The 24,955-nt window shown below is 67.2% G+C and carries 30 protein-coding genes; 17 read left to right on the top strand and 13 right to left on the bottom strand.

All coding sequences use genetic code 11. The features are described from left to right. The first annotated feature begins 9 nt into the window (after positions 1-9). Together CXZ10_RS20120 and CXZ10_RS20115 are read left to right on the top strand one after the other, a co-directional pair. Positions 10-375, top strand: coding sequence for a type II toxin-antitoxin system RelE/ParE family toxin (locus CXZ10_RS20120; protein WP_101291165.1), 366 nt, complete (start codon positions 10-12; stop codon positions 373-375). Beyond that, positions 359-682 carry a helix-turn-helix domain-containing protein gene (locus tag CXZ10_RS20115; protein ID WP_101291164.1) on the top strand — a complete coding sequence of 108 codons (324 nt, stop codon included), beginning with the start codon at positions 359-361 and terminating at the stop codon, positions 680-682. The genes CXZ10_RS20120 and CXZ10_RS20115 overlap by 17 nt, the downstream gene beginning before the upstream one ends. A gap of 24 nt (positions 683-706) precedes the next feature. On the opposite strand, the gene CXZ10_RS20110 is transcribed toward CXZ10_RS20115, so the two are convergent. Both CXZ10_RS20110 and CXZ10_RS20105 read right to left on the bottom strand, forming a co-directional pair. Next, complete coding sequence (locus tag CXZ10_RS20110; RefSeq protein ID WP_244617245.1) at positions 707-1,033, bottom strand: SDR family oxidoreductase; 327 nt, start codon at positions 1,031-1,033, stop codon at positions 707-709. Further along, entirely contained in the window at positions 1,033-1,677 is a 645-nt protein-coding gene (locus CXZ10_RS20105) for a LysE family translocator (RefSeq protein ID WP_101291162.1), read from the bottom strand. The genes CXZ10_RS20110 and CXZ10_RS20105 overlap by 1 nt, the downstream gene beginning before the upstream one ends. A gap of 379 nt (positions 1,678-2,056) precedes the next feature. Here CXZ10_RS20105 and CXZ10_RS20100 point away from each other — a divergent pair, with 379 nt between their 5' ends. Beyond that, entirely contained in the window at positions 2,057-3,046 is a 990-nt protein-coding gene (locus CXZ10_RS20100; RefSeq protein ID WP_101291161.1) for a Gfo/Idh/MocA family oxidoreductase, read from the top strand. 36 nt (positions 3,047-3,082) lie between these two features. On the opposite strand, the gene CXZ10_RS20095 is transcribed toward CXZ10_RS20100, so the two are convergent. Then, positions 3,083-3,874, bottom strand: a complete 792-nt coding sequence (locus CXZ10_RS20095; protein ID WP_101291160.1) for a heparin lyase I family protein — start codon at positions 3,872-3,874, stop codon at positions 3,083-3,085. A gap of 199 nt (positions 3,875-4,073) precedes the next feature. Between CXZ10_RS20095 and CXZ10_RS20090 the strand changes: the two genes are divergently transcribed. Together CXZ10_RS20090 and CXZ10_RS20085 are read left to right on the top strand one after the other, a co-directional pair. Then, a complete protein-coding gene (locus tag CXZ10_RS20090; RefSeq protein WP_244617239.1) occupies positions 4,074-5,000 on the top strand; it encodes a helix-turn-helix domain-containing protein in 927 nt (308 codons plus the stop codon). Positions 5,001-5,140: 140 nt separating this feature from the next. Next, complete coding sequence (locus tag CXZ10_RS20085; protein WP_101291158.1) at positions 5,141-5,890, top strand: SDR family oxidoreductase; 750 nt, start codon at positions 5,141-5,143, stop codon at positions 5,888-5,890. Between the two features lie 51 nt (positions 5,891-5,941). Here the strand turns inward: CXZ10_RS20085 and CXZ10_RS20080 are convergent, their stop codons facing one another. Continuing rightward, positions 5,942-6,934 (bottom strand): LacI family DNA-binding transcriptional regulator, encoded by a 993-nt coding sequence (locus CXZ10_RS20080; RefSeq protein WP_180336102.1) that lies wholly within the window; start codon positions 6,932-6,934, stop codon positions 5,942-5,944. Positions 6,935-7,090: 156 nt separating this feature from the next. On the opposite strand from CXZ10_RS20080, the gene CXZ10_RS20075 reads away from it, so the two are divergent. After that, positions 7,091-7,858: an SDR family NAD(P)-dependent oxidoreductase gene (locus tag CXZ10_RS20075; RefSeq protein ID WP_101291156.1), complete on the top strand. Its 768-nt coding sequence runs from the start codon at positions 7,091-7,093 to the stop codon at positions 7,856-7,858. A 280-nt stretch (positions 7,859-8,138) separates the two neighbouring features. After that, positions 8,139-9,095 (top strand): subclass B3 metallo-beta-lactamase, encoded by a 957-nt coding sequence (bla, locus tag CXZ10_RS20070; RefSeq protein WP_101291155.1) that lies wholly within the window; start codon positions 8,139-8,141, stop codon positions 9,093-9,095. Positions 9,096-9,213: 118 nt separating this feature from the next. Here the strand turns inward: bla and CXZ10_RS20065 are convergent, their stop codons facing one another. Together CXZ10_RS20065 and CXZ10_RS20060 are read right to left on the bottom strand one after the other, a co-directional pair. Further along, a complete protein-coding gene (locus CXZ10_RS20065) occupies positions 9,214-9,438 on the bottom strand; it encodes a hypothetical protein (RefSeq protein WP_180336101.1) in 225 nt (74 codons plus the stop codon). 10 nt (positions 9,439-9,448) lie between these two features. After that, positions 9,449-10,210, bottom strand: coding sequence for an aminoglycoside adenylyltransferase domain-containing protein (locus CXZ10_RS20060; protein WP_101291153.1), 762 nt, complete (start codon positions 10,208-10,210; stop codon positions 9,449-9,451). Between the two features lie 177 nt (positions 10,211-10,387). Here CXZ10_RS20060 and CXZ10_RS20055 point away from each other — a divergent pair, with 177 nt between their 5' ends. The 4 genes from CXZ10_RS20055 to CXZ10_RS20040 all read left to right on the top strand — a co-directional run bounded on the left by CXZ10_RS20055 (position 10,388) and on the right by CXZ10_RS20040 (position 12,561). After that, on the top strand, positions 10,388-11,281 hold the full coding sequence (locus CXZ10_RS20055) for an NAD(P)/FAD-dependent oxidoreductase (RefSeq protein ID WP_101291152.1): 894 nt from the start codon (positions 10,388-10,390) through the stop codon (positions 11,279-11,281). Next, the gene (locus CXZ10_RS20050) at positions 11,278-11,931 is read left to right on the top strand and encodes a class I SAM-dependent methyltransferase (RefSeq protein ID WP_101291151.1); all 654 of its coding nucleotides are present in this window, start codon (positions 11,278-11,280) and stop codon (positions 11,929-11,931) included. The genes CXZ10_RS20055 and CXZ10_RS20050 overlap by 4 nt, the downstream gene beginning before the upstream one ends. A gap of 61 nt (positions 11,932-11,992) precedes the next feature. Continuing rightward, positions 11,993-12,259: a type II toxin-antitoxin system ParD family antitoxin gene (locus tag CXZ10_RS20045; RefSeq protein ID WP_101291150.1), complete on the top strand. Its 267-nt coding sequence runs from the start codon at positions 11,993-11,995 to the stop codon at positions 12,257-12,259. After that, positions 12,256-12,561 (top strand): type II toxin-antitoxin system RelE/ParE family toxin, encoded by a 306-nt coding sequence (locus tag CXZ10_RS20040; protein ID WP_101291149.1) that lies wholly within the window; start codon positions 12,256-12,258, stop codon positions 12,559-12,561. Before CXZ10_RS20045 ends, CXZ10_RS20040 begins: the two co-directional genes overlap by 4 nt. Positions 12,562-13,004: 443 nt before the next feature. On the opposite strand, the gene CXZ10_RS20035 is transcribed toward CXZ10_RS20040, so the two are convergent. Together CXZ10_RS20035 and CXZ10_RS20030 are read right to left on the bottom strand one after the other, a co-directional pair. Then, positions 13,005-13,373 (bottom strand): YybH family protein, encoded by a 369-nt coding sequence (locus tag CXZ10_RS20035; protein ID WP_244617240.1) that lies wholly within the window; start codon positions 13,371-13,373, stop codon positions 13,005-13,007. Between the two features lie 68 nt (positions 13,374-13,441). After that, a complete protein-coding gene (locus CXZ10_RS20030; RefSeq protein ID WP_101291147.1) occupies positions 13,442-14,287 on the bottom strand; it encodes a LysR family transcriptional regulator in 846 nt (281 codons plus the stop codon). Between the two features lie 98 nt (positions 14,288-14,385). Between CXZ10_RS20030 and CXZ10_RS20025 the strand changes: the two genes are divergently transcribed. Then, positions 14,386-15,354, top strand: coding sequence for a quinone oxidoreductase family protein (locus CXZ10_RS20025; protein WP_101291146.1), 969 nt, complete (start codon positions 14,386-14,388; stop codon positions 15,352-15,354). 192 nt (positions 15,355-15,546) lie between these two features. Here CXZ10_RS20025 and CXZ10_RS20020 read toward each other — a convergent pair whose 3' ends face one another. The 3 genes from CXZ10_RS20020 to CXZ10_RS20010 all read right to left on the bottom strand — a co-directional run bounded on the left by CXZ10_RS20020 (position 15,547) and on the right by CXZ10_RS20010 (position 17,769). Beyond that, the gene (locus CXZ10_RS20020) at positions 15,547-16,398 is read right to left on the bottom strand and encodes a hypothetical protein (RefSeq protein WP_101291145.1); all 852 of its coding nucleotides are present in this window, start codon (positions 16,396-16,398) and stop codon (positions 15,547-15,549) included. A gap of 60 nt (positions 16,399-16,458) precedes the next feature. Further along, a complete protein-coding gene (locus tag CXZ10_RS20015) occupies positions 16,459-17,001 on the bottom strand; it encodes a transglutaminase-like cysteine peptidase (RefSeq protein WP_180336100.1) in 543 nt (180 codons plus the stop codon). Positions 17,002-17,232: 231 nt separating this feature from the next. Beyond that, a complete protein-coding gene (locus tag CXZ10_RS20010) occupies positions 17,233-17,769 on the bottom strand; it encodes a transglutaminase-like cysteine peptidase (protein WP_143741576.1) in 537 nt (178 codons plus the stop codon). A 417-nt stretch (positions 17,770-18,186) separates the two neighbouring features. Here CXZ10_RS20010 and CXZ10_RS20000 point away from each other — a divergent pair, with 417 nt between their 5' ends. Beyond that, positions 18,187-19,392: an acyl-CoA thioester hydrolase/BAAT C-terminal domain-containing protein gene (locus CXZ10_RS20000; protein ID WP_244617242.1), complete on the top strand. Its 1,206-nt coding sequence runs from the start codon at positions 18,187-18,189 to the stop codon at positions 19,390-19,392. A 207-nt stretch (positions 19,393-19,599) separates the two neighbouring features. Here the strand turns inward: CXZ10_RS20000 and CXZ10_RS19995 are convergent, their stop codons facing one another. Together CXZ10_RS19995 and CXZ10_RS19990 are read right to left on the bottom strand one after the other, a co-directional pair. Further along, a complete protein-coding gene (locus CXZ10_RS19995) occupies positions 19,600-20,205 on the bottom strand; it encodes a YceI family protein (protein WP_101291141.1) in 606 nt (201 codons plus the stop codon). A 120-nt stretch (positions 20,206-20,325) separates the two neighbouring features. After that, the gene (locus CXZ10_RS19990) at positions 20,326-21,033 is read right to left on the bottom strand and encodes a hemerythrin domain-containing protein (protein ID WP_101291140.1); all 708 of its coding nucleotides are present in this window, start codon (positions 21,031-21,033) and stop codon (positions 20,326-20,328) included. Positions 21,034-21,276: 243 nt separating this feature from the next. Here CXZ10_RS19990 and CXZ10_RS19985 point away from each other — a divergent pair, with 243 nt between their 5' ends. The 4 genes from CXZ10_RS19985 to CXZ10_RS19970 all read left to right on the top strand — a co-directional run bounded on the left by CXZ10_RS19985 (position 21,277) and on the right by CXZ10_RS19970 (position 24,876). Further along, positions 21,277-21,747: a hypothetical protein gene (locus tag CXZ10_RS19985; RefSeq protein ID WP_101291139.1), complete on the top strand. Its 471-nt coding sequence runs from the start codon at positions 21,277-21,279 to the stop codon at positions 21,745-21,747. Beyond that, positions 21,744-23,087, top strand: a complete 1,344-nt coding sequence (locus CXZ10_RS19980) for a GAF domain-containing protein (RefSeq protein ID WP_101291138.1) — start codon at positions 21,744-21,746, stop codon at positions 23,085-23,087. Before CXZ10_RS19985 ends, CXZ10_RS19980 begins: the two co-directional genes overlap by 4 nt. A gap of 495 nt (positions 23,088-23,582) precedes the next feature. After that, on the top strand, positions 23,583-23,960 hold the full coding sequence (locus CXZ10_RS19975; RefSeq protein ID WP_101291229.1) for a MarR family winged helix-turn-helix transcriptional regulator: 378 nt from the start codon (positions 23,583-23,585) through the stop codon (positions 23,958-23,960). A gap of 100 nt (positions 23,961-24,060) precedes the next feature. Then, on the top strand, positions 24,061-24,876 hold the full coding sequence (locus tag CXZ10_RS19970; RefSeq protein WP_101291137.1) for an NAD-dependent epimerase/dehydratase family protein: 816 nt from the start codon (positions 24,061-24,063) through the stop codon (positions 24,874-24,876). Positions 24,877-24,955: the final 79 nt, after the last annotated feature.

The raw sequence follows: 24,955 nt of genomic DNA, 5'->3' as shown, positions 1-24,955 counted from the left end.
CATGAAGGCATGCAAGGGCGCACGTTCAAAACGGCCTGGTTTGCCAAGGCCGCCCGCAAGGCGCGAATCTCCGATCGGGAGCTGTGCAAGGCTATCGAGCAAGTCGCACTCGGTCAGGCCGACGACCTCGGCGGTGGCGTGTTCAAGAAACGGCTCAATGAGAACCGTCACCGTTCCATCGTTCTCGCAAAGGCCGGCGAGTTCTGGGTGTTCACTTATCTGTTCGCCAAACAGGACAGGGCGAACATCGAAGACGACGAGTTGGAAGCCTTCCGCAAGCTCGCGGAGCTCTACCGCCGGAAGACATCGAAGGACCTGGAAGCCGAGCTGAAGACCGGCGCATTGATGGAGATTTGCCATGGCAGCGAAGCGTAAGTTCAGGAGCGACGCCTTCGAGGCCATTCACAGCGCCGTTGAAGGCATGTATGCGGCGGGAACCATCGACAAGGAGACAATGAAGACCTTCGACGAGACGTGTCTTTCTGTGCCAGTCGCGCTGTCCCCCGAAGAGATCAAGGCGCTGAGGGAGCGCAACCGTGTCAGCCAGCCGGTCTTCGCCCGCTACCTCAACACCAGCGAATCTACCGTCCAGAAGTGGGAAACCGGCGCCAAGCGGCCGAGCGGCCCGGCGCTGAAGCTGCTCGGCATCGTCCAGAAACATGGGCTGCGCATGCTCGCCTAGACTTGCGTCGGTCTCCTATCCCCCTCAATCCTGCACCGTCGGCCTGATCGCGATGCTGCCGATCTCCACCTCCGGCGGCTGATCGATGGCGTAGGCGATCGCCTTGGCCACCGCCTCCGGCGGCAGGGCGATCTCCTGCATCCGCGCCGCCATCGCCGCCTTGATCGGCCCCTCCGGCATGGAATCCCCGAGGTTGGTGGCAACGAAGCCGGGCGAGATCTCCGTCACCCGAAGGCCGGTCGTCGATTCCTGCCGCAGCGCCTCGGTCAGCGTCCGCACGGCGTTCTTGGTGGCCGCATAGACGCCCATGGTCGGCACGATCTTGACGTTCCACGCGCCGCTGATCTCCATCACGCGCCGGACACGGCGCCTTCGGGGCGCCCCGTCAGCACGAGGCGCAGGCCCACGGCGACCAGCAGGCAGCCGGCGAGCCGCTCCAGCCATCCGCCCAGTCGCGGCGACCGCCTCAGGCGCTGGCCGATGGAGCCGGCGAAGAGCGCGATCCCGCCTTCGACCGACAGGGCGACGACCCGCATCACGATGCCCAGGACGATGAACTGCATCATCACCGACCCCTGCTCGGGCCGGACGAACTGCGGCAGGAAGGCCAGAAGGAACACATGGCTCTTGGGGTTGAGAAGGCTGGCGACGAAGCCTTCCCGGATGGCCGCCCCCGCCGAGGCGCGCGTCGTCGAAACCGTCACGCCCTGTCCCGCCTGAAGGATCATGCGGAGGCCGCGCCACATCAGATAGGCGCCGCCGCCGTAGCGCAGCACGTCGAACAGAACCGGATTCTGCGCCACGACGCCGGCGAGGCCGAGGGCCAGCAGCGGCACCTGCACGAAGCCGGCGAGAAAGAAGCCGAAGGCTGTGAACAGCGCCGCCACCCGCCCCTGGGCAATGCCGCGCCCGACGATCAGGAAGAGGTCGGGCCCCGGCGTTATCGTCAGCACGATCACCGCGGAGACGAACAGGAGAAGCGTAAGGACATCCATGCGAACAGCCCAAGGGGAGGACGGGGAACGGAAGGCCTATCCTGCCAGACTTCCCACATGGAGGCTACGCGCCGGGCCGCATGCCGCGCGAACCGCCGGCTCGCTCTGGCAAAGCCGGAAGCCGTGTCCTCTCCGGATGCCCGATATCAGCCGCTCGCCTCACCGTCCCGAGGTCCACCGTGAACTCATACATGAATTCAAGCGGCCTTCGCGTAGGAAGACAGAATTATATGTATGAAAACAATTATATAGGTCTGTCATCCTTGCGAAAGCGAGGACCTCAGGACAAGAAATCTCTGCGGCCGATATCACTCTCCCTCTCTGGCGAAACATCCCCCAAGCCATCATACTGCCCGTTCACACTCTGGGAGCGGACATCATGACCATCAACGTCGCCCTTGCCGCCTGGGGCATGTCGGGCCGGGAGTTCCATGAGCCGCTGATCGCCGCCGAGCCGCGCCTCCGGCTCACGGCCATCCTGCGCCGCTCCGGCCCCGATGGCAGCGAGCCCGAGGGCGTCCGCTGCGTCCCCAACTTCCAGGCCATCCTCGACGATCCCGCCATCGACCTCGTCGTCGTCAACACGCCCAACGAGCTGCACTACCCGATGGCCAGCGCCGCGCTCGCCGCCGGCAAGCACGTGGTGCTGGAAAAGCCCATCACCGTCACCCTCGACGACGCCCGCGCCCTCACCGCCGAGGCCCGGGCTGCCAACCGCCTCCTCGCCGTCTTCCACAACCGCCGGCTCGACGGCGATGTCCTGACGCTGAAGCGCCATCTCGACGCCGGCGACCTCGGCGATCTCGTCGAGCTGGAATGGCACTACGACCGCTATCGCGCCCACGTCACCCACAAGCGCTGGAAGGAGGACGACCTGCCCGGCGCCGGCACCTGGTTCGACCTCGGCATCCATCTCGTCGAAGGCATGCTTCACCTGTTCGGGCCGCCTGAAACGGTCGCCGCCGACATGGACTCGCTGCGCCGGCCCGGCGCCGCCACCGATTTCTTCGACGTGCGCTTCCGCTACCCCGGCCACCGCGTGCTTCTGCGCGCCAGCACCTTCGTCCGCGAACAGGGGCCGGTGATCACCGCCCATGGCCGGAAGGGCTCGCTGATCATCCCGCACGAGAACGCCTACCCCGAAGGCGAGCCGCCGACCGCCCTCCTCCACACCGACCGCGCCGGGGAAGCGATCCGCGAGCGCGTGCCGCTCGAACCCTCCCGCCAGCACGACTTCTACGCCAACGTCGTGGATGCCATCGCCGGCAACGCCCCCCTCGCCTTCACCCCCGAAGCCGCCACGGCGGCGCTGGCGCTCATCCACCGGGCGATCGAGGCGGCGAAGCAGCCGCCGATGAGCTGTGCCTAGGGGAGCACCTCACTCCCCCTCGCTCTATCCTGCCCCTCAATCCACGGGGCGCTGCGGATCGACGCTGACCTCCGCCAGTGAGCGGCCCATCTTGACCTCGTCGATCACCACCACCTGCGTCGGCATCGGCCCACCATGGCGGCTGACAAAGGAGCGGTAGATGCCGTATTTCACGTAATAGTTCTTCGGCTGGAAGGCGATGAAGCCGGAGAGCTTCGCCTGCCGCTTGCCGTTGATGAACACCTCCAGAAGATCGGCGCCGCTCGCCGTATCGAGATGGAGGACCACATCCGTCCACTTGCCGCGCATCGCCTTGATCGGCGCCAGCGTGAACTCCTTCACGTCGTCGCGCACATTGGCGGCGCTGCCCGAGAGCACGTGCACCGTGGCCTTGTAGCGGTCGCCGCGCATTTCCAGTTGCACCAGCGGCGGGAAGGAGGCAAAGCCCCCGGCCGTGCCGCCCGGCCCGCCGCGCTGGTGAATCTGTCCCACCGTGGTGTTGACCTTGGAGCTGGCGCGGAAATCCGGCGGCAGCCAGACGCTGAAGCCGATCCACTGGTCCGAGCCATACTGGAACGACTTGCCCAGCGTGAACTCCGACCGCTCGCGGTTGGTGGCGCAGTCGTCCCAGCCCGAGTCCCGGCCGCAATCGCCGGCTCGCACCTCGAAGCGCTGCGCCTGCCGGCCGGCCCGCACAGGGGCGTCGACGATCGTCAGCCCATGCGGCTTGGTGTTGAGCGACCGCTCGCCGGAAAGGCGCCCGGCATCCGCCTCGGCCGGCGCAAGGAGCAGCCCAAGGCAGACAGAAAGGACAAGTTTTCCGATCATCTCGCAGCCCCCAGGCGCCGGACCCGATCGAGGCTAACGCATATCCATAGTATTGCAATCACCTTTGCAGCGGCACCGGCGCCCCCCTCAAGCGAGCCGAAGCGGACAATGGCCCGGGCCATGCAACCTGCGCCGGCTTCAGGCGTTGAGGACGAGCTTCTTGCCCCATCACGCCCGGATGCCGCCCGCGGGAGACGACATGGCCGACCAACTGCTACGCGCCTGCACGCTCGACATTCCCGAGCGCACCTCCCCGGTCACCCTCGGCTGCTACATCAACGGCACCCGGCTCGCCACCAGCGACGGGCCGGCCTGGAAGGACCTGTTCGTCGAGGAGTTCCTGCGCCCCCCGGTGCAGCGGCCGGTGCTGATCCCGGCCGTGGCCGAGCCGCTGATCGTCTGGGTGATCTCCGGCGACATGACCGTGGAGGCGCGCGACCCGGGCGGCGCCTGGGAGGCCAGCCGCGTCACGGCCGGCGACTTCTTCCTCGCCCACGCCCCGGGGCCTTACGAGCTGCGATGGCGGGCGGAGGGCGTCGAGCCCTTCAAGGTGATGCACCTCTATCTCTCCGTACCGCTCTTCGAGCGGGTGGCGCGGGAGGTGACCGGCTCCGACGAGCGGCTGGCGCTGAGGGAAGTGGCCGGCGGCCGCGACGCCACGCTGTCGCATCTCCTCCGTCTCGTCCATGACGAGCTCGCCGCCCCTCTCGATGCCGATCCCCTGTTCGTCGAGGGCTTGGCGCAGAGCCTTGCCGCCCATCTCGCGCGGCGCTACGGGCGGGCGGACCCCTCGCGCCAGGCGGCCACCCTGCCCGGCGCCAAGCTCCGGCGCGTCGTCGCGCTGATGGAAGCGGGCATCGACCGGCCCTTCGACCTCCGACAACTGGCCGAAGCCGTGGGCATGAGCGCCTTCCACTTCAGCCGCCTCTTCAAGCAGTCCACCGGCCTATCGCCGTCGCATTTCTTCATCCGCCTGCGCGTCGCCGAGGCGCGGCGCCTCCTGCAGGAGACCGACGCCAGCATCATCGACGTGGCCCTTTCCGTCGGCTACTCCAGCCACAGCCACTTCTCGCAGATCTTCCGGCGGGAAACGGGCCTCGCCCCCAGCGCGTACCGCAGCGCCTGAGCCTCGCGAGAATTGCGCAACATCCCGACAGTTGACGCAAGATCCCGCGAGAACGGCAGCATTCCCCTCCCTAGGCTTCTCCTCGTCGACAGCAACACGCGCCCTTCCGGAAGCGGCCCGCAATCCACGAGGAGAGTGAGATGACCCATATCCAAGGCAAAGTCGCGCTCGTCACCGGCGCCTCCAGCGGCATCGGCGCCGCCACGGCCGAGACGTTGGCCGGGGCCGGCGTCAAGGTCGGCATCGCCGCCCGTCGCAAGGGCAGGCTCGACGCATTGGCCGCCACCATTCGCGACAAGGGCGGCGAGGCGCTGCCGATCGAGATGGACGTCACCGACGTCGCCGCCGTCGAGGCGGGCGTCAAGAAGCTGATCGACGCCTATGGCTCGATCGACATCCTCGTCAACAACGCCGGCCTGATGCCGCTGTCCGATATCGAGAAACTGAAGACCGACGAGTGGGCCCGCATGGTGGACGTCAACGTCAAGGGCCTGTTCAACACCACCGCCGCCGTGCTGCCGCAGATGATGAAACAGCGCTCCGGTCACATCTTCAACATGTCGTCCATCGCCGGCCGCAAGGTGTTCAAGGGCCTGACGGTCTATTGCGCCACCAAGCATGCCATCGCCGCCTTTTCCGACGGGCTGCGCATGGAGCTGGGCGCCAGCCACAACATCCGCGTCACCTGCATCCAGCCGGGTGCGGTGGACACCGAGCTTTATGAAAGCATCACCGACGAGGGCTATCGCAAGCAGATGGAAGAGCTGGCCGACCAGCTCACCTTCCTGAAGCCCGGCGACATCGCCGACACCATCCTGTTCGCCGCCGGCGCTCCCGCCCACGTCAACGTGGCCGAACTCTTCGTGCTGCCCATCGACCAGGGCTGGTAAGCCCGGACCGCAAGGCGCCGCCCGTCGAGAAACCGGCGGGCGGCTGGCGCATCAGCTCGTCCCGCGCTCGATCAGCTCCAGCCCGAGCTGGACCTCGCGCGTGCCCGTGCCGCCGCCGAGGCGGCGCTGCAGCAGGTCGAACCCGACCCGGCCCGACTCCTCGAACGGCTGGCGGATGCTGGTGAGGCCCAGCGCCTCGGCCAGCGTGCCGTCGTCGAAGCCGACCACCGCCACGTCCTCCGGCACGCCGAGGCCGAGCGCCCTTGCGGCCGAGAGCACGCCGGCCGCCAGCAGGTCGGAGGCCGCGAAGACGGCGTCGGGGCGGTCGGGCCGTGAGAGCAGCGCCATGGCGGCGGCCGTCGCATCCTGAAGGTCCATGCGGGCGGTGATGCGGTTCTCCTCGGGCACCCGATGGCCGCGCGCCTCCAAGGCGGCGACATAGCCGCGTCCCCGTTCGGCGAGATGGGTGGCGAGCACGGCGTCCTCGGTCCGCTCGCCCAGCAAGGCGAAGCTGCGGCAGCCCCTCGCCATCAGATGCTCGGCGGCGAGCGCCCCGCCCCGGGCGTTGTCGATGAACACGCAATCGAGGCCCGGCCGGCGGCCATCGACCAGAACCGCCTCGATCGAAAGGTCGGTCAGCCTGTCGAGCGCCGCGTCGTCCACCGGCAGGCTGACGATCATCAGGGCGTCGACCCGGCCGGTGAGCGGCAAGGAATCGAGGAGCGGCGCCTCGGCCTCGGTGGCGGAGAGGGAGTCGTAGATCACCACCTCGAACCCGGCCGCCGACGCGGCCTCGACGACCCCGGCCACGCGCCGCCGATAGCTCGGATAGCGCGTGAAGGGCCCGACGACGCCGATGCGCTTCAGGCCGCGCCGCGCCTTGGCCACCGCCTCGGCCCGCGGCACGAAGCCGAGCGCGTCGATGGCGCCGAGCACCCGTTCGCGGGTGGCGCGGCTCACCCTCTCCGGGCGGTTGAGCGCCAGCGACACCGTCGAGATGCTCACGCCGGCCGCCTTGGCGACATCATAGATCGTCGGCTGCAAAGGTGCCTCCCCGGTCGGCTGCAAGGATGCCGGCCCGTTCGGCCAACACATAGCCGTTCCCGCCCCCTCAGACAATCGAAGTGCTTCGATAGAAATTGTTGACCGGTTGGCTGCGACTGGACTATCAATGGGGCATCATTACCCGAGGAGGCCGACATGAAATCCTTCGTGGTCACCGGAGCCGGCAAGGGTATCGGCCGCGCCATCGCAACGCGCCTCGCGGCGGACGAAAGCCACCAGGTGCTGGCCGTCGATATCGACGCCGCCTTGCTCGCCTGGACGAAGTCGGACCCGTCCGCCCGGATCATGCCCTTCGTCGGCAACATCTCGGACGATGCGGTTGCGGTCGCCGCCGCCGAGGCAGCGGCGCGGATGGCGCCTCTCGCCGGCTGGGTCAACAACGCGGCGATCTTCGAGGATCTGTCCGTGCACAGCGCCGACACCCGCCGCATCATGGCCGCCATCGACACCAATCTCCGGAGCGCCGTGGCCGGCTGCCGGGCGGCGGTGCGGGCGTTCCTTGCCGCGGGAACGGCCGGGGCCATCGTCAACATGTCCTCGCACCAGGGGCGCCAGGCGGTGCCGGGCGGCCTGCCCTATGTCTGCGCCAAGACGGCGATCGAGGGCCTGACGCGGGCCCTGGCCGTCGACTACGGCCGTGAGGGCATCCGGGTGAACGCCGTCGCCCCGGGTACGGTATCCACCCAGCGTTACGAGGATCTGCTCGCCGCGATCGGCCCGTCCCGCGCCGCCCGCCTGGAGGCGGAGATGGCCGAGGTCCATCCCCTCGGCCGCGTCGCCCGCGCCGAGGAGGTCGTGGCGGCCGTCGAGTTCCTGCTGTCCGATGCCGCCAGCTTCATCACCGGCGCCGTCCTGCCGGTCGACGGCGGCCGCACCATCCTCGCCCACGAACCGACGGCGTGATCGGAGGCGACCGAGCCGGAACCGGGGCGTGAGGCGCAGGTCGGACCTCGGGGCCAGACGGCGCCGGGCCCGTCATCCGGCGCCCTTGGCCTTGCCCCCTTGCAAACAATTCCTCGGAAAGTTCATCGAACGGGATTATCCTGAGAGACAAGTCAGGATTTGAACCTGCGATTTTCCCTCGCGACTGACGGATGCAGCTTTTCGCATCCAGTGCCTGCCCGGCCGTCCGGACGGTGGCGGCCGCGCCAATCTGTCCAACCAACGGAAAAGGGGGACCATCATGCTGCATCATCGCCTGTTCGTGCCGGCCCTCGCCTTGCTCGCCACGCTCGCGCCGGCCGTCGCCCAGGACAAGCGGCCGACCGCCGAGGATCTTGCGAAAGACAACAAGCTGTTCATCACGCTGGCCACCGAGGCGCTGCACTGGCGCGAGCCGCAGGAGCCGTTCCACATCGCCGGCGCGCTGAACTTCGTCGGCACGCGCGGCCTCGGCTCCTATCTCTTCGCCACCAGCGACGGGCTGATCCTGCTCAACACTGGCGACCCCACCTCCGGTCCGATGGTCGAGGCGTCGATCAGGAAACTCGGTTTCGATCCGAAAAACATCAAGATCATCATCAACGGCCACGGCCACTCCGACCATGCCGGCGGCTTCGCCTACCTCAAGAAACTCTCCGGCGCCCAGGTGGACATCATGGAGCCGGACATTGCCATGCTCGAGGACGGCGGCAAGAGCGACTTCCACTATGGCAAGGACTGGCAGGTGATGGGCCAGGAGCCGGTGAAGGTCGACCGTGCCCTGCGCGACGGCGACCGCGTGACGCTGGGTGAGGTGACGCTCACCGCCCTCAGCACCCCCGGACACACGCGCGGCTCCACCACCTGGGTCACCCACGTCACCGAAGCCGGCAAGACCTATCTGGTGGTGTTTCCCGACGGCGGCGGCTTCAACCCCGGCTACAGGCTCACCGGCCCGGATGCCGACTACCCCGGCATCGCCGACGACTACCGCCGCACCCATCACATCCAGGAAATGCTGAAGCCGGACATGTGGTTCGGCCATCATACCGAGTATTTCGACATGGAGGGCAAGCTGAAGCGCATGGCGCAGGAAGGCCCCGCCGTCTGGGTCGATCCGGAGGGCTACCGCGAGTTCGTTGCCGGCAAGAAGCGCGCCTTCGAGGACCAGATCGACAGGGAAATGGGCGCCAAGCCACAGAAGCAGGGCGACCTCTGAGCGAGGCTCCCGATCGTCCGAAGCGCAAGCGATGAACCAGCGGAGCCTCGGTTGCACCCAGGCGGACAAGACCGCCCGCCGGTCTCGCAGCGGGCGGCTCAACTCGTCGGCCGACAGCTTACGGCTTCGCCGGGGCCTGCGTCGCCGGCGCCACCGGGGCCACCTGCCCCGCAGCCGGCGCGGTCGCAACCACGGGCGCCTTGCCCGCCGGCGCCTTGGCAGGCGTCTTGACCACCGGCGGCGGCACGGCGGCCGACGGCGGCCGCACCATCCTCGCCCACGAGCCGACGGCGTGATCGGAGGCGACCGAGCCGATATCAGTCTCTCGCCGACAGGCTGGCACTACGTCCGCCTCACAGCGGCATCCGCTCCCTGAGACAAGCAGCGGCGCTCTCCGCGGCCCGCCGCCGGCCAACCCAGGTATCGGCGACTTCGCCGAGATAGGCCCGGCGCGCCAGGTCAAGGGTCGAGCGGTCTGGCTCGGGGAGGCGCGGCGCGGCCCAGGCGGCGGCAACGTCCTTGGCAACGAAATCGCCCATCTCGGCGGTGCGCCACATGCGGGCCAGCGTGAGCAGCACGTTCCGCTCGTCGCCGGCCAGTCCGGCCATCAGTGCCGGAACTGCGTCCCGCATGGCCCGGCGCACCACCTCCGCCGATGGTTCGGGCAGCAGCTCCGGCGCCGGCGGACCGACGAGGGGGATGGCCGCCTGCCGCGCCTCGGCCAGGATCAGCGTGTTGTCGGCGCTGGCGACGGGCTCGGGAATACCGCCTTCGTCAAAGCCCTGCCGCAGCCACTCGCCATAGAGAAAATCCGCCTGCGCCGGATAGGCGCGCATGGCCTCGCCCGCGACGAACACCATCACCTCGAGGCAGCGCGGCGCGTCATCCTCGCGGGGAAACCGCCCCGACAGGGCCATCAGGGCGGCAAGCAGCGCGCGGCGCTCCGCCCCGGTCATCGTCCGCGAGGTGATCGCCATCAGGTCGATGTCGCTCTGCGGCCGCAGCCCGCCGGCCGCCGCCGAGCCATGCAGGTAAACAGCGGCGAGCGCGTTCGGCAAGATGGCCCGCAGCGCCGCCACCACCGCCTGGACCTGCTTCACCTCCGCCGCCTGCATCGCTGCCCCTCCTGCGCCATGCCGGGGAACAGGATAGCCGGGTCGACCGTTGGTACCAACACCGGCCCGCCGACGCCGTCAGCGCTTGAGACATTGCATATCGTAACATATGGAGTTACATGAGTGTCCACACCGGCCGAAGGCGTCTCCTCGGCCGCCCGCCCAAGGAGCCCGACCATGCAGCATGATGTCGTCATCGTCGGCGGCGCCTTTGCCGGCCTTGCCGCCGCCACCTATCTCGGCAGAGCCCGCCGCGACGTGGTGGTGATCGACGCCGGCCAGCCGCGCAACCGCTTCGCCAGCGCCTCGCACGGCTTCCTCGGCTTCGACGGCAGCGCCCCGCGCGACATCCTCGCCACGGCGCGCGGCCAGCTCGTCGCCTATCCCACCGTCCGGATGATCGAGGACGAGGCCACCTCGGCCAGCATCGAGGAGGGCGGCTTTTCCTTCACGCTCGCCAGCGGCGAGACGATCAGCTCCCGCCTCGCCATCCTCGCCTTCGGCCTCAGCGACCGGCTCGACCCGGTGCCCGGCCTCTGGGAGCGCTGGGGCAAGACGGTGCTGCACTGCCCCTATTGCCACGGCTTCGAGTTCGCCGGCCAGAAGCTCGGCGTGCTCTACCGCCGTCCGGCCTCCGTCCATCAGGCGCTCCTGATCGCCGAATGGGGGCCGACCACGCTCTACCTGAACGGCGCCACCCTCGACGCAGCGGACGCGGCAACCCTCAGAAAGCGCGGCATCGCCATCGAGCCGGCGCCGCTCCAGAGCGTCATCGGCGACGGCCCGCAGCTTACCGCCGCCGTGCTGGAAGACGGGCGCGAGAGCCCGCTCGACGCTCTCTACGTGGCGCCCTATTCCTCGCTCGCCAGCCCCATCGCCGCCGAGCTCGGCGCCGCCATCGAGGAGGCGCCGCTCGGCGAGATCGTCATCACCGACGCCGAGCGCAAGACCACCGTCCCCGGCCTCTACGCCGCCGGCGACATCGCCCACGCGCCGCACAGCGTCAGCCTCGCCGTCGCCGACGGCGCCACCGCCGCCCTGTCGGTCCACCGCGCCCTGGTGTTCGGATGACGCCCTTCTCCGATCCCGCCGTCGTCGCCAGCTATGCCGAGGCGACGCCCAAGAAGGTGCCCGGCCTTGCCGACCTCCACCGCATGGCGGCCATCCTCATGGCCGAACGGGCGTCTGATAATGCCGAGATCCTGGTGGTCGGCGCCGGCGGCGGCCTTGAGCTCAAGGCCTTCGCCGAGGCTGAGCCCGGCTGGCGCTTCCTGGGCGTCGATCCCTCGGCCGGCATGCTCGACCTCGCCCGCCACACCCTCGGCCCGCTCGCGTCGCGCGCCGACCTCCGGCAGGGCTATGTCGAGGACGCGCCGGAAGGCCCGTTCGACGGCGCCACCTGCCTGTTGACGCTGCATTTCCTCGATCGCGACGAACGCCTCCGCACCCTTGCCGAGATCCACCGCCGCCTCCGCCCCGGCGCGGCGCTGGTGGTCGCCCACCACAGCGCCGCCGAGGGTGCCGACCTCACCCGTTGGCTCGCCCGCTCGCTGACCTTCGCCGGCACCACCGCCAACCCGGACGCCGCCGCCACCATGGCCGAGCGCCTGCCAGTGCTGACGGCGGAGGAAGACGAAGCCCTCCTCCGCGAGGCCGGCTTCTACGAGATCGCCCTCTTCTACGCGGCTTTCTCCTTCCGCGGCTGGGTGGCGGTGGCGTGAGGCACGAGCTCTTGGAGCGACTATCATAAAATGATATAAGTGGCGACAAAGGAGAGTGCCCATGCCGTCCAGCTACACACTCGGCGATCGCTTCGAGGGCTTCGTCAAGCAACTGGTCGCCAGCGGCCGCTACGCCTCGGCGAGCGAAGTGCTGCGCGACGGCCTCCGCCTTCTCGAAGAGCAGGAGAGCCTCAGGCAAGCCAAGCTCGACGCCCTCCGGCGCGACATCGCCGAGGGCCTCGACAGCGGCCCGTCGACGCCCATGGACATGGACGCCATCATCGAGGAGGCGCGTGAGCTCAAGGCGGGAAAGAAGCTGCCATCATGAGGCTTGAGATCGTCCGCCGCCCTCGGGCGCGCCTCGATCTCATCGAGATCTGGACCTATGTCGCCGAGGACAACGAGGCGGCCGCCGATCGCCTTTTGCGACGGATCGAGAGCGTGCTCGCCATGCTGGCCGAAACCCCGCTGGCCGGTCGGGCACGCCCGGAACTCAGCCCCGGCATCCGCAGCTTCCCGATCGGCAACTACGTCATCTTCTATGCCGTGCAACCCAACGCCATCGACGTCGTCAGGGTATTGAGCCGGTACCGGGACATCGCCGCCGACGACATGGGCGACGACGCCTGAACGCAAGAGGGCGGAGACGCAGCCCGCCGGACTCATCGTCATCGCCCCATACAAGCCTCTTGCTCTATCCTGCCCGAGGTCCGCCTTGCATTCGCACGCGAATGCAAGCGGCTTTCGCGAGGATGACAGCATGATGGCAGCGGGCGCGAACCTGCATGTGAAGCGCTACCCATATGTTTTATATCAATGAATTGTCATCCCCGCGAAGGCGGGGACCTCAGGACGAGAAGGCGCCGACGCCAATATAGGTCTCCCCTCACGCGTACCGGAAGGTCAGAGCCGCCACGTCATCTGCCTTCAGCGCGCCGGTGTCCGTGTCGGCCGCACCGGTAGTAAGCGCGTAGGCAATGCCTTTCGAGAAGTATTGGCCGATCGGTGTTCCCGATCTCCCTCGGCGGCGCTTCAGAGAGCCGGATAACGGGCGGAGCCCATCGAACTCGCGGTCACTTCGGAAAGCGGCTGAGGTGCTCGTGGACGATCTTCCATTCACCGCCCTCCTTGCGCAACACGGTGGTGCCGCGCCCCTCGCCTGCACAGGCCGTCCCGTCGATGTCGGCCGTCCAGCGGAAGCGGTAGGTGCAGCTCGCGGCCGTGTCGCCCACCGCGATCCAGTCGACATCCTCCAGCCAATACACCTCGTTCTGAAGCGTGCGCCAGGTATCCTCGAACGCGGCTCTGATCGCGTCGATGCCGCGATGGGTGCCGTCGGTGAACCAGAAGACCGCCTCCGCCGACAGAAGCGGGGCGACCTCGTCGAAGCGCCGCCCAGCGAGCTTGGCTTCGTAGAGTTTCATGTGGTCTTGCGGCTGCACGCGGCTCCCCTGTGGGACTATGGGCACGGGCACAGAATAGGTATTCCGTTGACGGCTGCAATGCCCCCTCAGATCGCCGCCGTCAGTGCCTCCACCACCGCGCGCACGGCCGGCGTGTGGCTGAGATCGCGGTGGGTGACCAGCCACACGTCGCGTTGCAGTGGGGCCTCGCCGTCGTCGATGGCGACAAGGCGAGGCGCGGTCTCCGCCAGGAAATCGGGAAGGATGGCCACGCCCGCCCCGGCCACCGCCGCCGCCATCTGCAGCTCGGCGGAGTTGGCACAAAACCCCACCGGACGGCCCGCCGCGAAAGCCCTGAGGCGGATCGACTGCGGCGCATTTTCCATCGAGCCGCCTTCATAGGCGATGAACTGCCACCTCTCGGGCGGGGTTGCCGCGAGATAGCGCTCGCTCGCGCAGAAGCGGAAGGCGATCTGGCCGATGCGGCGGATGGTGAGATCGCCCTTCTCCGGCCTCGAAAGCCGCACGGCCACATCCGCCTCGCGGCGGTCGAGCGAGGCTTCCCGGCTTTCGCCCACCAACTGGATCATCAGCCCCGGGTGCTTCTCCCTGAGCCGGGCCAGCGGGCCGATCAGCCGCACCATGGCGAGCGCCGGCGGCGCGCTGAGAATGACCTTGCCGGACAGCCCGACCTGCGCCGAGGCGACAAGCCTCGCCACGCCGATCGCCGCCTCGTCCATGCTGAGCGCCACCTCGGCCATGCGCTGGCCTGCGGCCGTCAGCGTCACCTTCCTGCCGCGCCGATCGATGAGGCGCAAACCGCACTCGGCCTCCAGCGCCGCAAGGCGACGGCTGACCGTGGCATGCTCGACGCCGAGCTGGCGTGCCGACGCCGAGAAGCTGCCCTCGCGCGCCAGCACGGACAGAAAGCGCAGGTTTTCCCAGTCGACCATGTCAATTTATTCCCATGCGATGATCGATTACAGGGAATTAATTCACAAGCCAAGCCATGGCAGCCTGCCACATCGATCATCTCAAGGGAGTTCCCATTATGGGCATGCGCGTCGTCGTAAGGCAGCCGGGCGGGCCGGAGCGCCTCCACATCGAAAACTTCACCCCACCGCCTCCCGGGACCGGCGAGGTGCTGCTGCGCCAGACCGCCATCGGCATGAACTTTCTCGACATCTATCACCGTACCGGGCTCTATCCCCTGCCCGGCGGCATTCCCGGCGTCGAGGCGGCAGGCATCGTCGAAGCGGTCGGCGAAGGCACAGGCGGCCTGACGCCCGGCGATCGCGTGGTCTACGGCGGCCCGCCGGCCGGCGCCTATTGCGACACGAGGATTGTCGACGCCGAACGGTTGCACCTGTTGCCGGCCGACCTGTCCGACGACACCGCCGCCGCCACCTTCTTCAAGGCCCTGACCGCCCACATGCTGCTTACCCGCGTCTATCCCGTCACGGCCGGCACGCGGCTTCTCATCCATGCCGCCGCCGGCGGCCTCGGCATCATCCTGACGCGCTGGGCCAAGCTTCTTGGTGCCGAAGTGTTCGCCACCGTGGGCAGCGAAGCCAAGGCCGATCTGGCGCGGGCGGCCGGCGCCGATCACGTCATCGCCGGCCGCGACGTCGACTTTGCCACCTTCGTCGCCGACCTCACGGGCGGCAAAGGCGTCGATTTCGCCATCGACGGCATCGGCGGCTCGACGCTGGCCAGAACCTTCGCGGCCGTGCGCAAGTTCGGCATGGTGGCGAGCGTCGGCCAGGCGGCCGGCCCGATCCCGCCGGTGGAGGTCACCGCCCTCGGGCCACTCCGCTCGCTGTCGCTGTCGCGGCCCAGCGTGATGGCCTATGCGGCCGAACCGGACACCTACCGGACGGCAGGCCGGGCGGTGATCGAGGCGATGGCATCAGGCATCACGGCGACCATCGGCCACGCTTACCCCCTCGCCGACGTCGCCGCCGCCCACACCGATCTCGAAGCCGGCAGGACGACGGGAAGCGTGCTGCTCAGGCCATGAGAAGCCGACGTCGGCGAAGCTTCGAGCCCGATATGGGCCGCGCGCCCTATCCTGCCTGAGGTCCTGCGCCTGAAGCGCAGGATGACAGGATTATATATATGAAACAATAACATAACCTATGAGTAGATTGTCATCCCCGCGCAGGCGGGGACCTCAGGACGAGAAGGCGAGCCGCTCTTATAGGTCTCCCCCTCACGCGTACCAGAACGCCAGCCCCACTACATCCGCCGCCGTCAGCGCGCCGGTGTCGGCGTCGGCCGCGCCGGTGGTCAGCGCGTAGGCGATGCCGGTGGAGAAATATTGGCCGATGGGGATGAGGTCGAGGTCGAAGCTGTCGGAGGGCTTGAGAGGGATGGTCGCCACCGGCACGTCGGTGCCCACCGTCGGCGCCGACGCCTTGTTGTACAGCTTGAGGAAGCGCACCGCCGTCGCCGCGTTGTAGCCGTGCGCCTTGTAGAGCCGACCGGCCGAGGCCTTCACGCTCCCGGCGTTGGTGCTGGCGGCGGCGCTGACCAGGCGGGCGACGGTTGCGAGCCCGGCCGAGGTGGCGCGCGGCGACAACGACACGTCGCCGATCAGCTTGTTGGACGAGGAGGAGATGGCGTTGACATCCACCGCGCCGCCGGCGACGGCCGGCGCCACGTCCTGCATCATGGCGACGGGAATGGCGCGCACGTTCATCGGCCCCGCAGTCAGCGCCGTCGCCCGCAGGCGGACGGCGAGCGCGCCGGGCGCGTAGACCTCGTAGGCATTGGCGGCCGACTGGCTCGACAGCGTCGTCTGCGACGAACCACCGGCGGCCGGCACGGCCGAAATGGGCACCCAGGTGGACAGCGACGGCTCGTAGGACGCCTCGAAGGCGAGGCCGACGCCCGAGAACGTGCCCCACCAGGCGAAGACCGCGCCGTTATAGGCCGAAAGCGCCAGGCCGACCGTATCGCCCACGGCAGCGATGGCGCCGCTCACCGCGCCCGACTGGGCAATGTCCTCCAGCGGCAGCGACCCGCGCGCGCCCATGTAGATGCTGGCCAGCGACTGCACCATGTCCGTCTCCCCAAAAAGGCCTTGGGCCCAATCGGCAGACAAACTAGATGCGAGCGGTTTTCACCGTGGCGGGCGCAGGAGATCCCGCGCGGCGGCAACGGCCCGCCCGTTTCCCGCGTCCTCGCCCGGCGCCTTGTGCCACATGCGAGGGTCGGCCGCCGACTGGACGCTGACGATGCGGACGGCCGATTTCTCCACCGGCAGCACCTCGTCGGTGAGGTTGTCGAGAACGTAGAAATAGGGCCCGAAGTTGACGACGAGAACCGCGTGAAGCTGCCCCCTCGCCATGCCCACGGCAACGCGCGCCCGGTCGCTGCCGAGACCCGCCTTGATGAGCTTCTGGCGCTTGGTCATCACATAGTCGTCGCAGTCGCCCTCGCGGGGGCCGATCCGCCAGACATCCACCCCGGGCGGCTCGACGATCGACCGGATGTCCCTGTTGACCCGCCGGTTGATCCCCTCGATCTCGGTGAAGCTGAGGCCCCGCGTCTGAACGACGGGCAGGCATTCCACTTGCTGCGTGGTGCACATCTCGTAGAAGCCGGTCGGCCCCAATGTACTTGCTGCATAAAACCCGATGAGCAACGCGAGAACGGACGACACGCAACACCCCGCAGACAAGCCCGGAGAAAGTGGGCTTGCGGGGATATTCGTATGATACATGCATATGTAAAATCGTGACGAAGACTAACTCGGTTCACTACTGGTAGTAATATTCGTCAAACCTACATTAACTATATTTAAATACTCTAGTTCCGTACACATTACGCAGATTCGTCTGCAAATGCTTCCGATATCCAATAAAGTTACTCAAGCGCACTGGCAAAATGGCCGTTATGGCCGCGCGTCTCCCTGCGCCGCCACCACGGACTGCTGCGGCGATGCCTCGCCTCCCGGCGCCCTCAGCCAGACGCGGGGGTTGTCCGTCGACTGCACGGTGAGGATGCGGACGTCCGACCGCTGCACCGGCAGCATCTCGTCGGTCAGGTTGTCGAGGACGTAGAAGTTGCGGCCGAAGTTGACCACCAGCACCGCATGGAGCTGGCCCTTGGCGAGCCCGACGGCGACGCGCGCCCGGTCGCTGCCGAAGCCGGCCTTGATCAGCTGGTGGCGCTTGGTCATCACATAGTCGTCGCAGTCGCCGTCCGTGGGGCCGACGGTCCAAACATCCGACCCAGCCGGCTCCGGCGTCGGGCGGATGGCCTTGTTGACCTGAAGATTGATCCGGCGCACCTCGGCAAAGCTCAGGCTCTCCGTCTGGGCCACCTTCGCGCACTCCGCCTGCTGCGTGTCGCACATGTCATAGAAGCCTGTCGGCCCCAATGTGTTGGCCACGTAAAGCCCGGCGAGCAGTGCGAGAACAGAGGTCACGGAACACCCCGCATTTGATCCATGTCAAATCTGGACATGGCGAGTAGACTTGACGCATCGCAGCCCACCCAACTATTGGGAAGAAACCGCATCCGGCGCACTACGTGCTCCAGTGCTTAGATGGCCCAGAGTCTTCCCCGGGCATGTAATCCCGCGAGCACCTCCTTGCGGCGTCTCCCGATTTCCCCATCAAATTGGTTAACGACAAGTTAAACACGCACCTCGTCCGTTCACCCGCTCCGCGTCTTTCTCGAAATTCCAGTCGAGTGTGTCCGCGGCGCACAATGTGCGGCCGATATACTGTTGCGCGTACAGGGGTCGGTTCCGGCTGGGGGCGGAATGACACCCTGAGCTTTCTCACCCATGGGCCAGAGGTATTCTCCAGTCAGCAGGATGTGCCCAGCCAAGCGGCGAGATATGCGCTATGAAGTGACCGCGATCGTCAAGGAAACCGGTTCCGGCGCAAAACTCGACTGGGCGGAGCGCAAGAAAGCGATGGCACTGGCACAAGCCAGGCAGGTCGATGCAGTCCTTGTCACCGAACTTTCAAGGTGGGGCCGCAACTCCGGCCTTGGCGCCGCAAAGGCACGCGGCAAGACACTCGGCCGTCAGACTGGGGAACGCCCAAAGTCGGATCGTCACGCGCCGAAGGTCGAGCTACCGATGGGTCGCCCGCGCTCTCAAAACCAGCAAAAACACAGGGCTCGCCAATACGAAGAGAGAAAAATGTCAGTGTCTAGATTGCCAATCACATATGCCCTGGTTCCATTAACCCTCATTTTGACAGCGTGCTCAAGTAAATTGGATTTCGTTTCTGAAGTCATTTTTCCAAAAACCTCCGTCGAAACCTTGGCCATCGACGGGGAAGATTTCTCACTTGTGACGTATCGAACAGGTGGTGGGGTAAATCCAAAACCGATCTTCTACATAGGTGGATCGGGTTGCATGTCCCTGCGGGCTTATATGGGAACATATTTTGCTCGGGCCCCCGCCGGCCTGGAGATCGTTTCGCTCGAAAAAACTGGCGTGCAGGATCGCGCCATAGGCATCGAATGTTCTCAGGACTTCTGGCACGGCTACACTTACGATGAACTCCTGCGGCGCAACGAAATCGCCCTGTCATACATCCTGCAGAAATTTGACGCGAAAACCATCCCGATCATAGGCACCTCTGAAGGTGGGGCCATCGCCCTGGAACTGGCAGCACAAACGAACGCAGCGCAAAGCCTGGCCGTCATTGGCGCAGGCGCGATGCCACAAAGGCAAGAACTGCAGATGCTCTATGGGACAGAGGTGACCGACAGCGAACTGCAACGCGTTAAGAGCAATCCTCAGAGCGTCGACGAACGCGCCTTTGGCCTCTCGAACCTATATTGGTCGTCTGTCCTTGATCGCGACCCAAAGCACTATGTGGAACAGATTTCTGTACCAACTTTGATCATCATCGGGGAGAAGGACCAGGATGTACCTGTCGCCTCAGCCCGCCTTGCCAATGACCTGATCAGAAATTCCAAGCTCATCGTTTGGCCAAACGCAACCCACACCTTCGACACCCCAAAGGGAAACCAACGGAACGAAGTCGTTGAAACCGCCATCACCTTTCTAACCCACGGGAATCCTTAGTGGAGGATACCCGTCCCTCAGTATTCAAAACGATCATGCCGAAAATGATCGTCAGGGCGTCATTTCGCCCCCTACCGGAACCGACCCCGCATAGGTGAAGAGGTGCAGTCAACGGGCGAGCCGGCCGCCCCGTCCGCGACAGGTCGGCGCCCGGTCGGGCGCTTCCGTCAGGTCCGCCCGGAAGGTCGAAACCTGACGGAAGCGGTATCATTCCGCCTTGGCCGGCTTGAACTCCGTCTCGATGGCCACGTCGACGTCGTCGCCGAGCGCCGGGATGGCGAAGGTCAGCCCCCATGCGGACCGCTTGATCCGCATGTGCCCGGAAAAGCCGAGCTTGGCCACCTTCTCGATCGGATGCTCGGCCATGGTGCCGTTGAAGGTCACATCCATCACGGCGGGGTGGGTTTCGCCGCGCAGCGTCAGCTGGCCGAACACCCGGCCGGTCCTGTCGCCGTCCACGACGATCCTCTCCGAGACGAAGCGTATCGGGCTGCCGGCGAGAAAATCCGCGCCGGCGCCGATCTTGGCGTCGAAGTCCTCGACCTCGGGGAAGGGAAAGTCGGTCCTGACGAGACGCGGATCGATCTCGACGGTCAGCGCCGATTGCGCCGGGGTCTCCCTGTTCCAGTCCAGAACGGCCTTGGCGCCGGTGAAGCGGGCCGTGTAGCGGGAGAGGCCGAAATGGTCGATGCGCCAGGTGACGCTGGTGTGCGGGCCGTCTTGCTCATAGCGGCCGCTCGGCGCCGGATCGGCCGCAAGCGCCAGCGTCGGAACGGTAAACAGGAAGGTCGTGAGCAGGAGTTTGGCGAGCATTTGCATCCTCGTGGGGAAATGACGGAAAGAGGCTGAAGCAACCGACGCCGCGCCGGCTGCAGCGCTTGCAGCGGGCGGGCCGGCAGTCGTGGGACAGGAAGCGCGCGGTCGCCGGCGGGGTCATGCCGCAAGCCCGACGCTGGAGCTGAGGGCCTGGAAGTCCGCCTCGGTCAGCGAGGGGCGGACGGCGAACTCGACGACGGCGGCGAACACCTCCGGCGGCAGGCCCTCACGCATGCCACCCACCATCATCGCGCGTTGCGCCGGGTTCATGGCCGGCAGCATCATGCGCGTGAAGGCCATGTTCTCTTCCGGCGGAAGGGCGCTGACGATGCGCATCTCGATGGCCAGGAGCTCCTCGTCGGAGAAATGCTGCCAGAGCAAGGGCGCCGTCACCGTCTCTTCCTCGTGCATGTGCGCGAAGTCGTCGGCGACATAGGCGGCGAAGGCGAGGTAAAGCGCCCGGCCGGCCTCGGCGCGATCCGATGCGGCAGCGGTCTCCACGGCGTCGATCCTGCTCTCCAGGATGCGGAAGGCGGCGTGGTGATCCTCGTGCTGCTCGTCGAGAAGATCGGTGGCGATGCCGCGCCGGTTCAGCGCCGCGTGGATCTCCGTGTCCTCGTGGCGGACGTGGGCCGCCGCCATGGCGAGCAGCCGGCGAAGGTCGCCGATGAGCTTCTCGGTGGTGGCGGCATCGCCGAAGTCGTTGGCGCCCAGGCGGGAAAGCAGCAGGCACTGGGTGCGGCGAAGGCCCTTGTGGATGTTGCCGTAAAGGTCGTAGCGCCCGTCGAGCGCCGGAATGCGGTTGAGAAGGTCGGCATGCGACATGATGATCTCCGAGGCTTTGCTTGAAGGCCGCGCCGTTGATCGATGCGGTGGGCGGTGAGATACCTTCGGCTTCCCGGCCGGGCTTCCTAAAAGCTTGCTAAGCGGCGTGGCGGCTTCCTAAATCTTTCCTATCGCCTTCGGCCGCGTGGCCGCTCGGCAAGCCGCCGTGCTACAAACCTGCCGGGTCCCCCGACCCGACCGGAACGCCCCGATGCTTGAGGCTCCCGATGCTTGAGGCCCCCGATGCTTGAGGATGATGTCGCCGCCTTCATCGCCGGCCATGTCATGATGATCGCCGCCACGCGCGACGAGGCGATGCGCGCCCATATCGGCCGCGGCTGCGGCGCCGATTTCGACCCCGATGTCGGCGACCTCACCCTTCTCGTCTCGGCGACGCAGTGGCCGGAGTTCTGCGCCAACGCCAGGCCCGGCGCGCCCATCGCCTTCACGGTCTGCCGGCCGGACAATTACAAGTCCCTGCAGATCAAGGGGCAGATCATCGACGTACGCGAGGCCACCGCCGACCAGGCGGAGCGCGGCCGGCGCTATCTTGAGGGCATGCTGGCCGTCATGGCCGATCTCGGCGTCACCCGGCTTCAGCTCTCCACCGTGCTCACCAACGCCGACCTCGTCGCCATCCGCTTCTGGCCGGCCGACCTCTTCCTGCAGACGCCGGGGCCGGGGGCCGGCGAGCGGCTCAGGAGCGGGGCATGAGAGACGTTCCGCTCGAAGCCATCCGCGACAGTTTCGAGGGCATCATGCCCTCGGTGATCGCCACCACCGACGCCGCGGGCATGCCCAACCTCTCCTACCTGTCGCATGTTCACTATGTCGACAGCGACCACGTGGCGCTCTCCAACCAGTTCTTCTCCAAGACGGCGGCCAACGTGGAGCTGCGGGGGCGGGCCACCGTGGCCGTGCTCGACGGGCGCATCGGCGTCCAGCACACCCTCGACCTCGTCTTCGAGAGCTCCTCAAGGTCCGGCCCGATCTTCGACCGCGTCTCGGCGCAGCTCGACGTCATGGCCAGCCTGCAGGGCAAGTCGCACATGCTGAAGCTGCGCGCCGTCGACATCTACAGGGTGGAGGCCTGCCGGCGCGTCGACCCCGTGATCGCGATCGACAAGCCACAGAGGGCCGGCGTCGAGCGCGACCTGCTGGCCGAGGCGGCGGCGGCCACCGCCGAGCTCACGGCCATCACCGACGCCGAGACGCTGCTCGACCGCAGCCTGGAAATCCTCGAGGAGCGCTGCGGCTTCCGCCATTCCATGATCCTGATCGCCGACGAGGAGGGCCGCAAGCTCCAGACGGTGGCGAGCCGCGGCTACCCGCATTTCGGCTTCGGCGCCGAGATCGCCTTCGGCGACGGCATCGTCGGCGTCGCCGCCGAGCGCCGCCTGACGCTGCGCATCCCCGACATGCGCCGCAGCCAGCGCTACGTGTCGGCCGTCGCCATCGCCAGCGGCCTCGCCCGCGACGACATCCCGCTCCCGGCCATCGCCGAGCCGCAATGCCAGATCGCCGTGCCGCTGATATCAGGCGGCCGGCTCTCCGGCGTGATCTTCGCGGAATCGGAGGAGAGCTTCGCCTTTTCCTATGCCCACGAGGCGGCGCTGGAGATCATCGCCCGCCAGATCGCCGCAAGCCTCCTGATCTTCGAGCTGACCGACGCCGCCGGCGACGGCGCCGCCCGACACACCGCCGCCGGTGGCGGCACCGATGCCGATCGGACCTTCGGCTTCCGCTTCTTCCCGCGCGACGGCGGCGTCTTCATCGACAACGACTATGTCATCCGCGGCGTGCCGGGGCGCCTGCTCTACCACTTCGTGCGGAGCTACGCCGAGACCGGCCGACGCGAATTCTCCAACCGCGAGATTCGCCGCGACCGCGCCTTCAACCTCCCCGACTTCAAGGACAATCTCGAGACCCGCCTGATCCTCCTCCGCCGCCGCCTCGAAGAACGCGGCGGCCCCATCCGCCTCGAACGCCCGGACCGCGGCCAGATCCGGCTCTTGATCGAGGGCGTGCCGGAGATCAGGGTGGTGGAGGGGTAGGCCGGGACAGCATGCCCGACCCGCGATGCGGCCTTGGTGCGCTCGCGGGCGTCCTATAGAAGCGTCACGCCCCCTCCTGCCCTGAGGTCCACCTTGAACTCGCGCGAACTCACGCGGCCTTCGCGGGGATGACAGCATGATGGCAGCGGGCGAACAGCCACAAGCGCCGCGCTATATACTTGTTTTATATCAATAAACTGTCATTCTCGCGCAGGCGGGAACCTCAGGACGAGAAGGCACGGAGGGGCATATCAGGCTCCCTTGCGTGCGGGAGCGCGACATGAACCGCTCGCACTGCCCTGCCCGAAATCCTTGCCATGAACCGGCGCTTCAGCGAACGCCCAGCCGTGCCCCTTGACAATCGTTCGGTACCTTACATATTTGCTAGGTAGCTAGCAATATGGAGCGCCAACCTTGGCCGACAATCCTCTCCCCTCCAGCCAGGACCTCGTCGGCGCCTGGGCCAAGCGGTGCTACTTCGCCGGCCGGGCGGTCATGGACGCGGCACTGCGCCCCTATGATCTCGGCTCGGTGCAATGGTACGTGCTCCACCGGCTCGCCACCGCCGGCCCCACCATGCAGCGCGATCTGGTGCGGCTGCTCGCCGTCGAGCGGGCCACCATGACCGGCATCGTCGCCACGCTGGTGCGCAAGGGCTTGATCGAGCAGCAACCCGACGGCGCCGACCAGCGTCAGAAGCGCCTGCGCCTGACCGCCGCCGGCGACGCGCTCTGGGCCATGCTGCCCGATCTCACCTTCATCCGCTCCGCCGCCTTCGGCGGCATGGATGAGGCGGACATCGCCGCGACGGTCCGCGTCCTGCAAACCGCCACCGAACGTCTCGAACGGCTCCTGGAGCAACGTGCGTTCTGACGAACGCAAGTTGTTGCTCTAGTTCCTTGTTGTCGCATTGTTTCTGCGGAAAACCGGTTCCACTTTTCCGCACAATGCTCTTGTCGAAAGGAATACCGGCATGACCATTCTCATCACCGGCGGCACCGGCCTCGTCGGCGCCCGCCTTCTGCCGCGCCTTGCCGCGGCCGGGCTCGATTGCCGCGCGCTGCTGCGCGCCGGAAAACCCGCGCCCTCCGGCGTGACCGCGATCGAGGCCGACCTGCTCGACCCCGCCACGCTCGAACAGGCGGTGGAGGGCGTCTCGGCCATCGTCCACCTCGCGGCGGTGTTCCGCACGCCCGACACCGACCTCATCTGGAAGAGCAACCTCGAGGGCACCCGCAACCTGATCGCCGTCGCCGAAAAGCACGCCCCCGGCGCCCGCTTCATCATGGCCAGCACCAGCAACATCTACGACGCCGACAGCCCGCGCCCCGGCCGCGAGGACGACGACGCCGACCCCAAGCAGGCCTACCCCGCCAGCAAGCTCGCCGCCGAGAACGTGTTGCGCGACAGCCGCCTCACCTGGGCGATCCTCCGCTTCGGCTTCGTCTATGGCGACGGTGACGGCCATCTCGAAGACCTGCCGCGCCACGCCCCGCGCCTCAACATGCACCCCGCCAAGCGGATGAGCCTCGTCCACCACCGCGACATCGCCACCGCCGTTCGCCTCGCGCTGACGGGCGCGATGGACGGCCACATCGTCAACATCGCCGACGACGCCCCCACCTCGATCTATGAGCTGGTGGAGCTCGCCGGCGGCACGATGGAGCCCTCCTCCGCCCCGCTCGACAACCCCTGGCACCTCCACGTCGACGCCTCCCTCGCCCGCCGCCTCGGCTTCCACCCCACGGTGCGCAGCATCCATCAGGCGGTCGAGGAAGGGCTGATGTGAGGGCTGGCGCGATGGCGAACCGTAGTCTGCCTGGAGCTCGATGTTGGCCGATCGCCCCTTCCGGCCTGAGGTACACCTT

The sequence above is a fragment of the Pleomorphomonas diazotrophica genome, from assembly GCF_002844595.1.
Classification (GTDB): Bacteria; Pseudomonadota; Alphaproteobacteria; order Rhizobiales; family Pleomorphomonadaceae; genus Pleomorphomonas; species Pleomorphomonas diazotrophica.
This window is presented reverse-complemented; position numbering and strand designations above follow the sequence as displayed.

Excerpts from the sequence above, each read along its gene's own strand:
- CXZ10_RS20120 (WP_101291165.1), top strand. The coding sequence starts at position 10 with ATGCAAGGGCGCACGTTCAAAACGGCCTGGTTTGCCAAGGCCGCCCGC.
- CXZ10_RS20115 (WP_101291164.1), top strand. The coding sequence starts at position 359 with ATGGCAGCGAAGCGTAAGTTCAGGAGCGACGCCTTCGAGGCCATTCAC.
- CXZ10_RS20110 (WP_244617245.1), bottom strand. The coding sequence starts at position 1,033 with ATGGAGATCAGCGGCGCGTGGAACGTCAAGATCGTGCCGACCATGGGC.
- CXZ10_RS20105 (WP_101291162.1), bottom strand. The coding sequence starts at position 1,677 with ATGGATGTCCTTACGCTTCTCCTGTTCGTCTCCGCGGTGATCGTGCTG.
- CXZ10_RS20100 (WP_101291161.1), top strand. The coding sequence starts at position 2,057 with ATGACCATCAACGTCGCCCTTGCCGCCTGGGGCATGTCGGGCCGGGAG.
- CXZ10_RS20095 (WP_101291160.1), bottom strand. The coding sequence starts at position 3,874 with ATGATCGGAAAACTTGTCCTTTCTGTCTGCCTTGGGCTGCTCCTTGCG.
- CXZ10_RS20090 (WP_244617239.1), top strand. The coding sequence starts at position 4,074 with ATGGCCGACCAACTGCTACGCGCCTGCACGCTCGACATTCCCGAGCGC.
- CXZ10_RS20085 (WP_101291158.1), top strand. The coding sequence starts at position 5,141 with ATGACCCATATCCAAGGCAAAGTCGCGCTCGTCACCGGCGCCTCCAGC.
- CXZ10_RS20075 (WP_101291156.1), top strand. The coding sequence starts at position 7,091 with ATGAAATCCTTCGTGGTCACCGGAGCCGGCAAGGGTATCGGCCGCGCC.
- bla (WP_101291155.1), top strand. The coding sequence starts at position 8,139 with ATGCTGCATCATCGCCTGTTCGTGCCGGCCCTCGCCTTGCTCGCCACG.
- CXZ10_RS20060 (WP_101291153.1), bottom strand. The coding sequence starts at position 10,210 with ATGCAGGCGGCGGAGGTGAAGCAGGTCCAGGCGGTGGTGGCGGCGCTG.
- CXZ10_RS20055 (WP_101291152.1), top strand. The coding sequence starts at position 10,388 with ATGCAGCATGATGTCGTCATCGTCGGCGGCGCCTTTGCCGGCCTTGCC.
- CXZ10_RS20050 (WP_101291151.1), top strand. The coding sequence starts at position 11,278 with ATGACGCCCTTCTCCGATCCCGCCGTCGTCGCCAGCTATGCCGAGGCG.
- CXZ10_RS20045 (WP_101291150.1), top strand. The coding sequence starts at position 11,993 with ATGCCGTCCAGCTACACACTCGGCGATCGCTTCGAGGGCTTCGTCAAG.
- CXZ10_RS20040 (WP_101291149.1), top strand. The coding sequence starts at position 12,256 with ATGAGGCTTGAGATCGTCCGCCGCCCTCGGGCGCGCCTCGATCTCATC.
- CXZ10_RS20030 (WP_101291147.1), bottom strand. The coding sequence starts at position 14,287 with ATGGTCGACTGGGAAAACCTGCGCTTTCTGTCCGTGCTGGCGCGCGAG.
- CXZ10_RS20025 (WP_101291146.1), top strand. The coding sequence starts at position 14,386 with ATGGGCATGCGCGTCGTCGTAAGGCAGCCGGGCGGGCCGGAGCGCCTC.
- CXZ10_RS20020 (WP_101291145.1), bottom strand. The coding sequence starts at position 16,398 with ATGGTGCAGTCGCTGGCCAGCATCTACATGGGCGCGCGCGGGTCGCTG.
- CXZ10_RS20000 (WP_244617242.1), top strand. The coding sequence starts at position 18,187 with ATGCGCTATGAAGTGACCGCGATCGTCAAGGAAACCGGTTCCGGCGCA.
- CXZ10_RS19995 (WP_101291141.1), bottom strand. The coding sequence starts at position 20,205 with ATGCTCGCCAAACTCCTGCTCACGACCTTCCTGTTTACCGTTCCGACG.
- CXZ10_RS19990 (WP_101291140.1), bottom strand. The coding sequence starts at position 21,033 with ATGTCGCATGCCGACCTTCTCAACCGCATTCCGGCGCTCGACGGGCGC.
- CXZ10_RS19985 (WP_101291139.1), top strand. The coding sequence starts at position 21,277 with ATGCTTGAGGATGATGTCGCCGCCTTCATCGCCGGCCATGTCATGATG.
- CXZ10_RS19980 (WP_101291138.1), top strand. The coding sequence starts at position 21,744 with ATGAGAGACGTTCCGCTCGAAGCCATCCGCGACAGTTTCGAGGGCATC.
- CXZ10_RS19975 (WP_101291229.1), top strand. The coding sequence starts at position 23,583 with ATGGACGCGGCACTGCGCCCCTATGATCTCGGCTCGGTGCAATGGTAC.
- CXZ10_RS19970 (WP_101291137.1), top strand. The coding sequence starts at position 24,061 with ATGACCATTCTCATCACCGGCGGCACCGGCCTCGTCGGCGCCCGCCTT.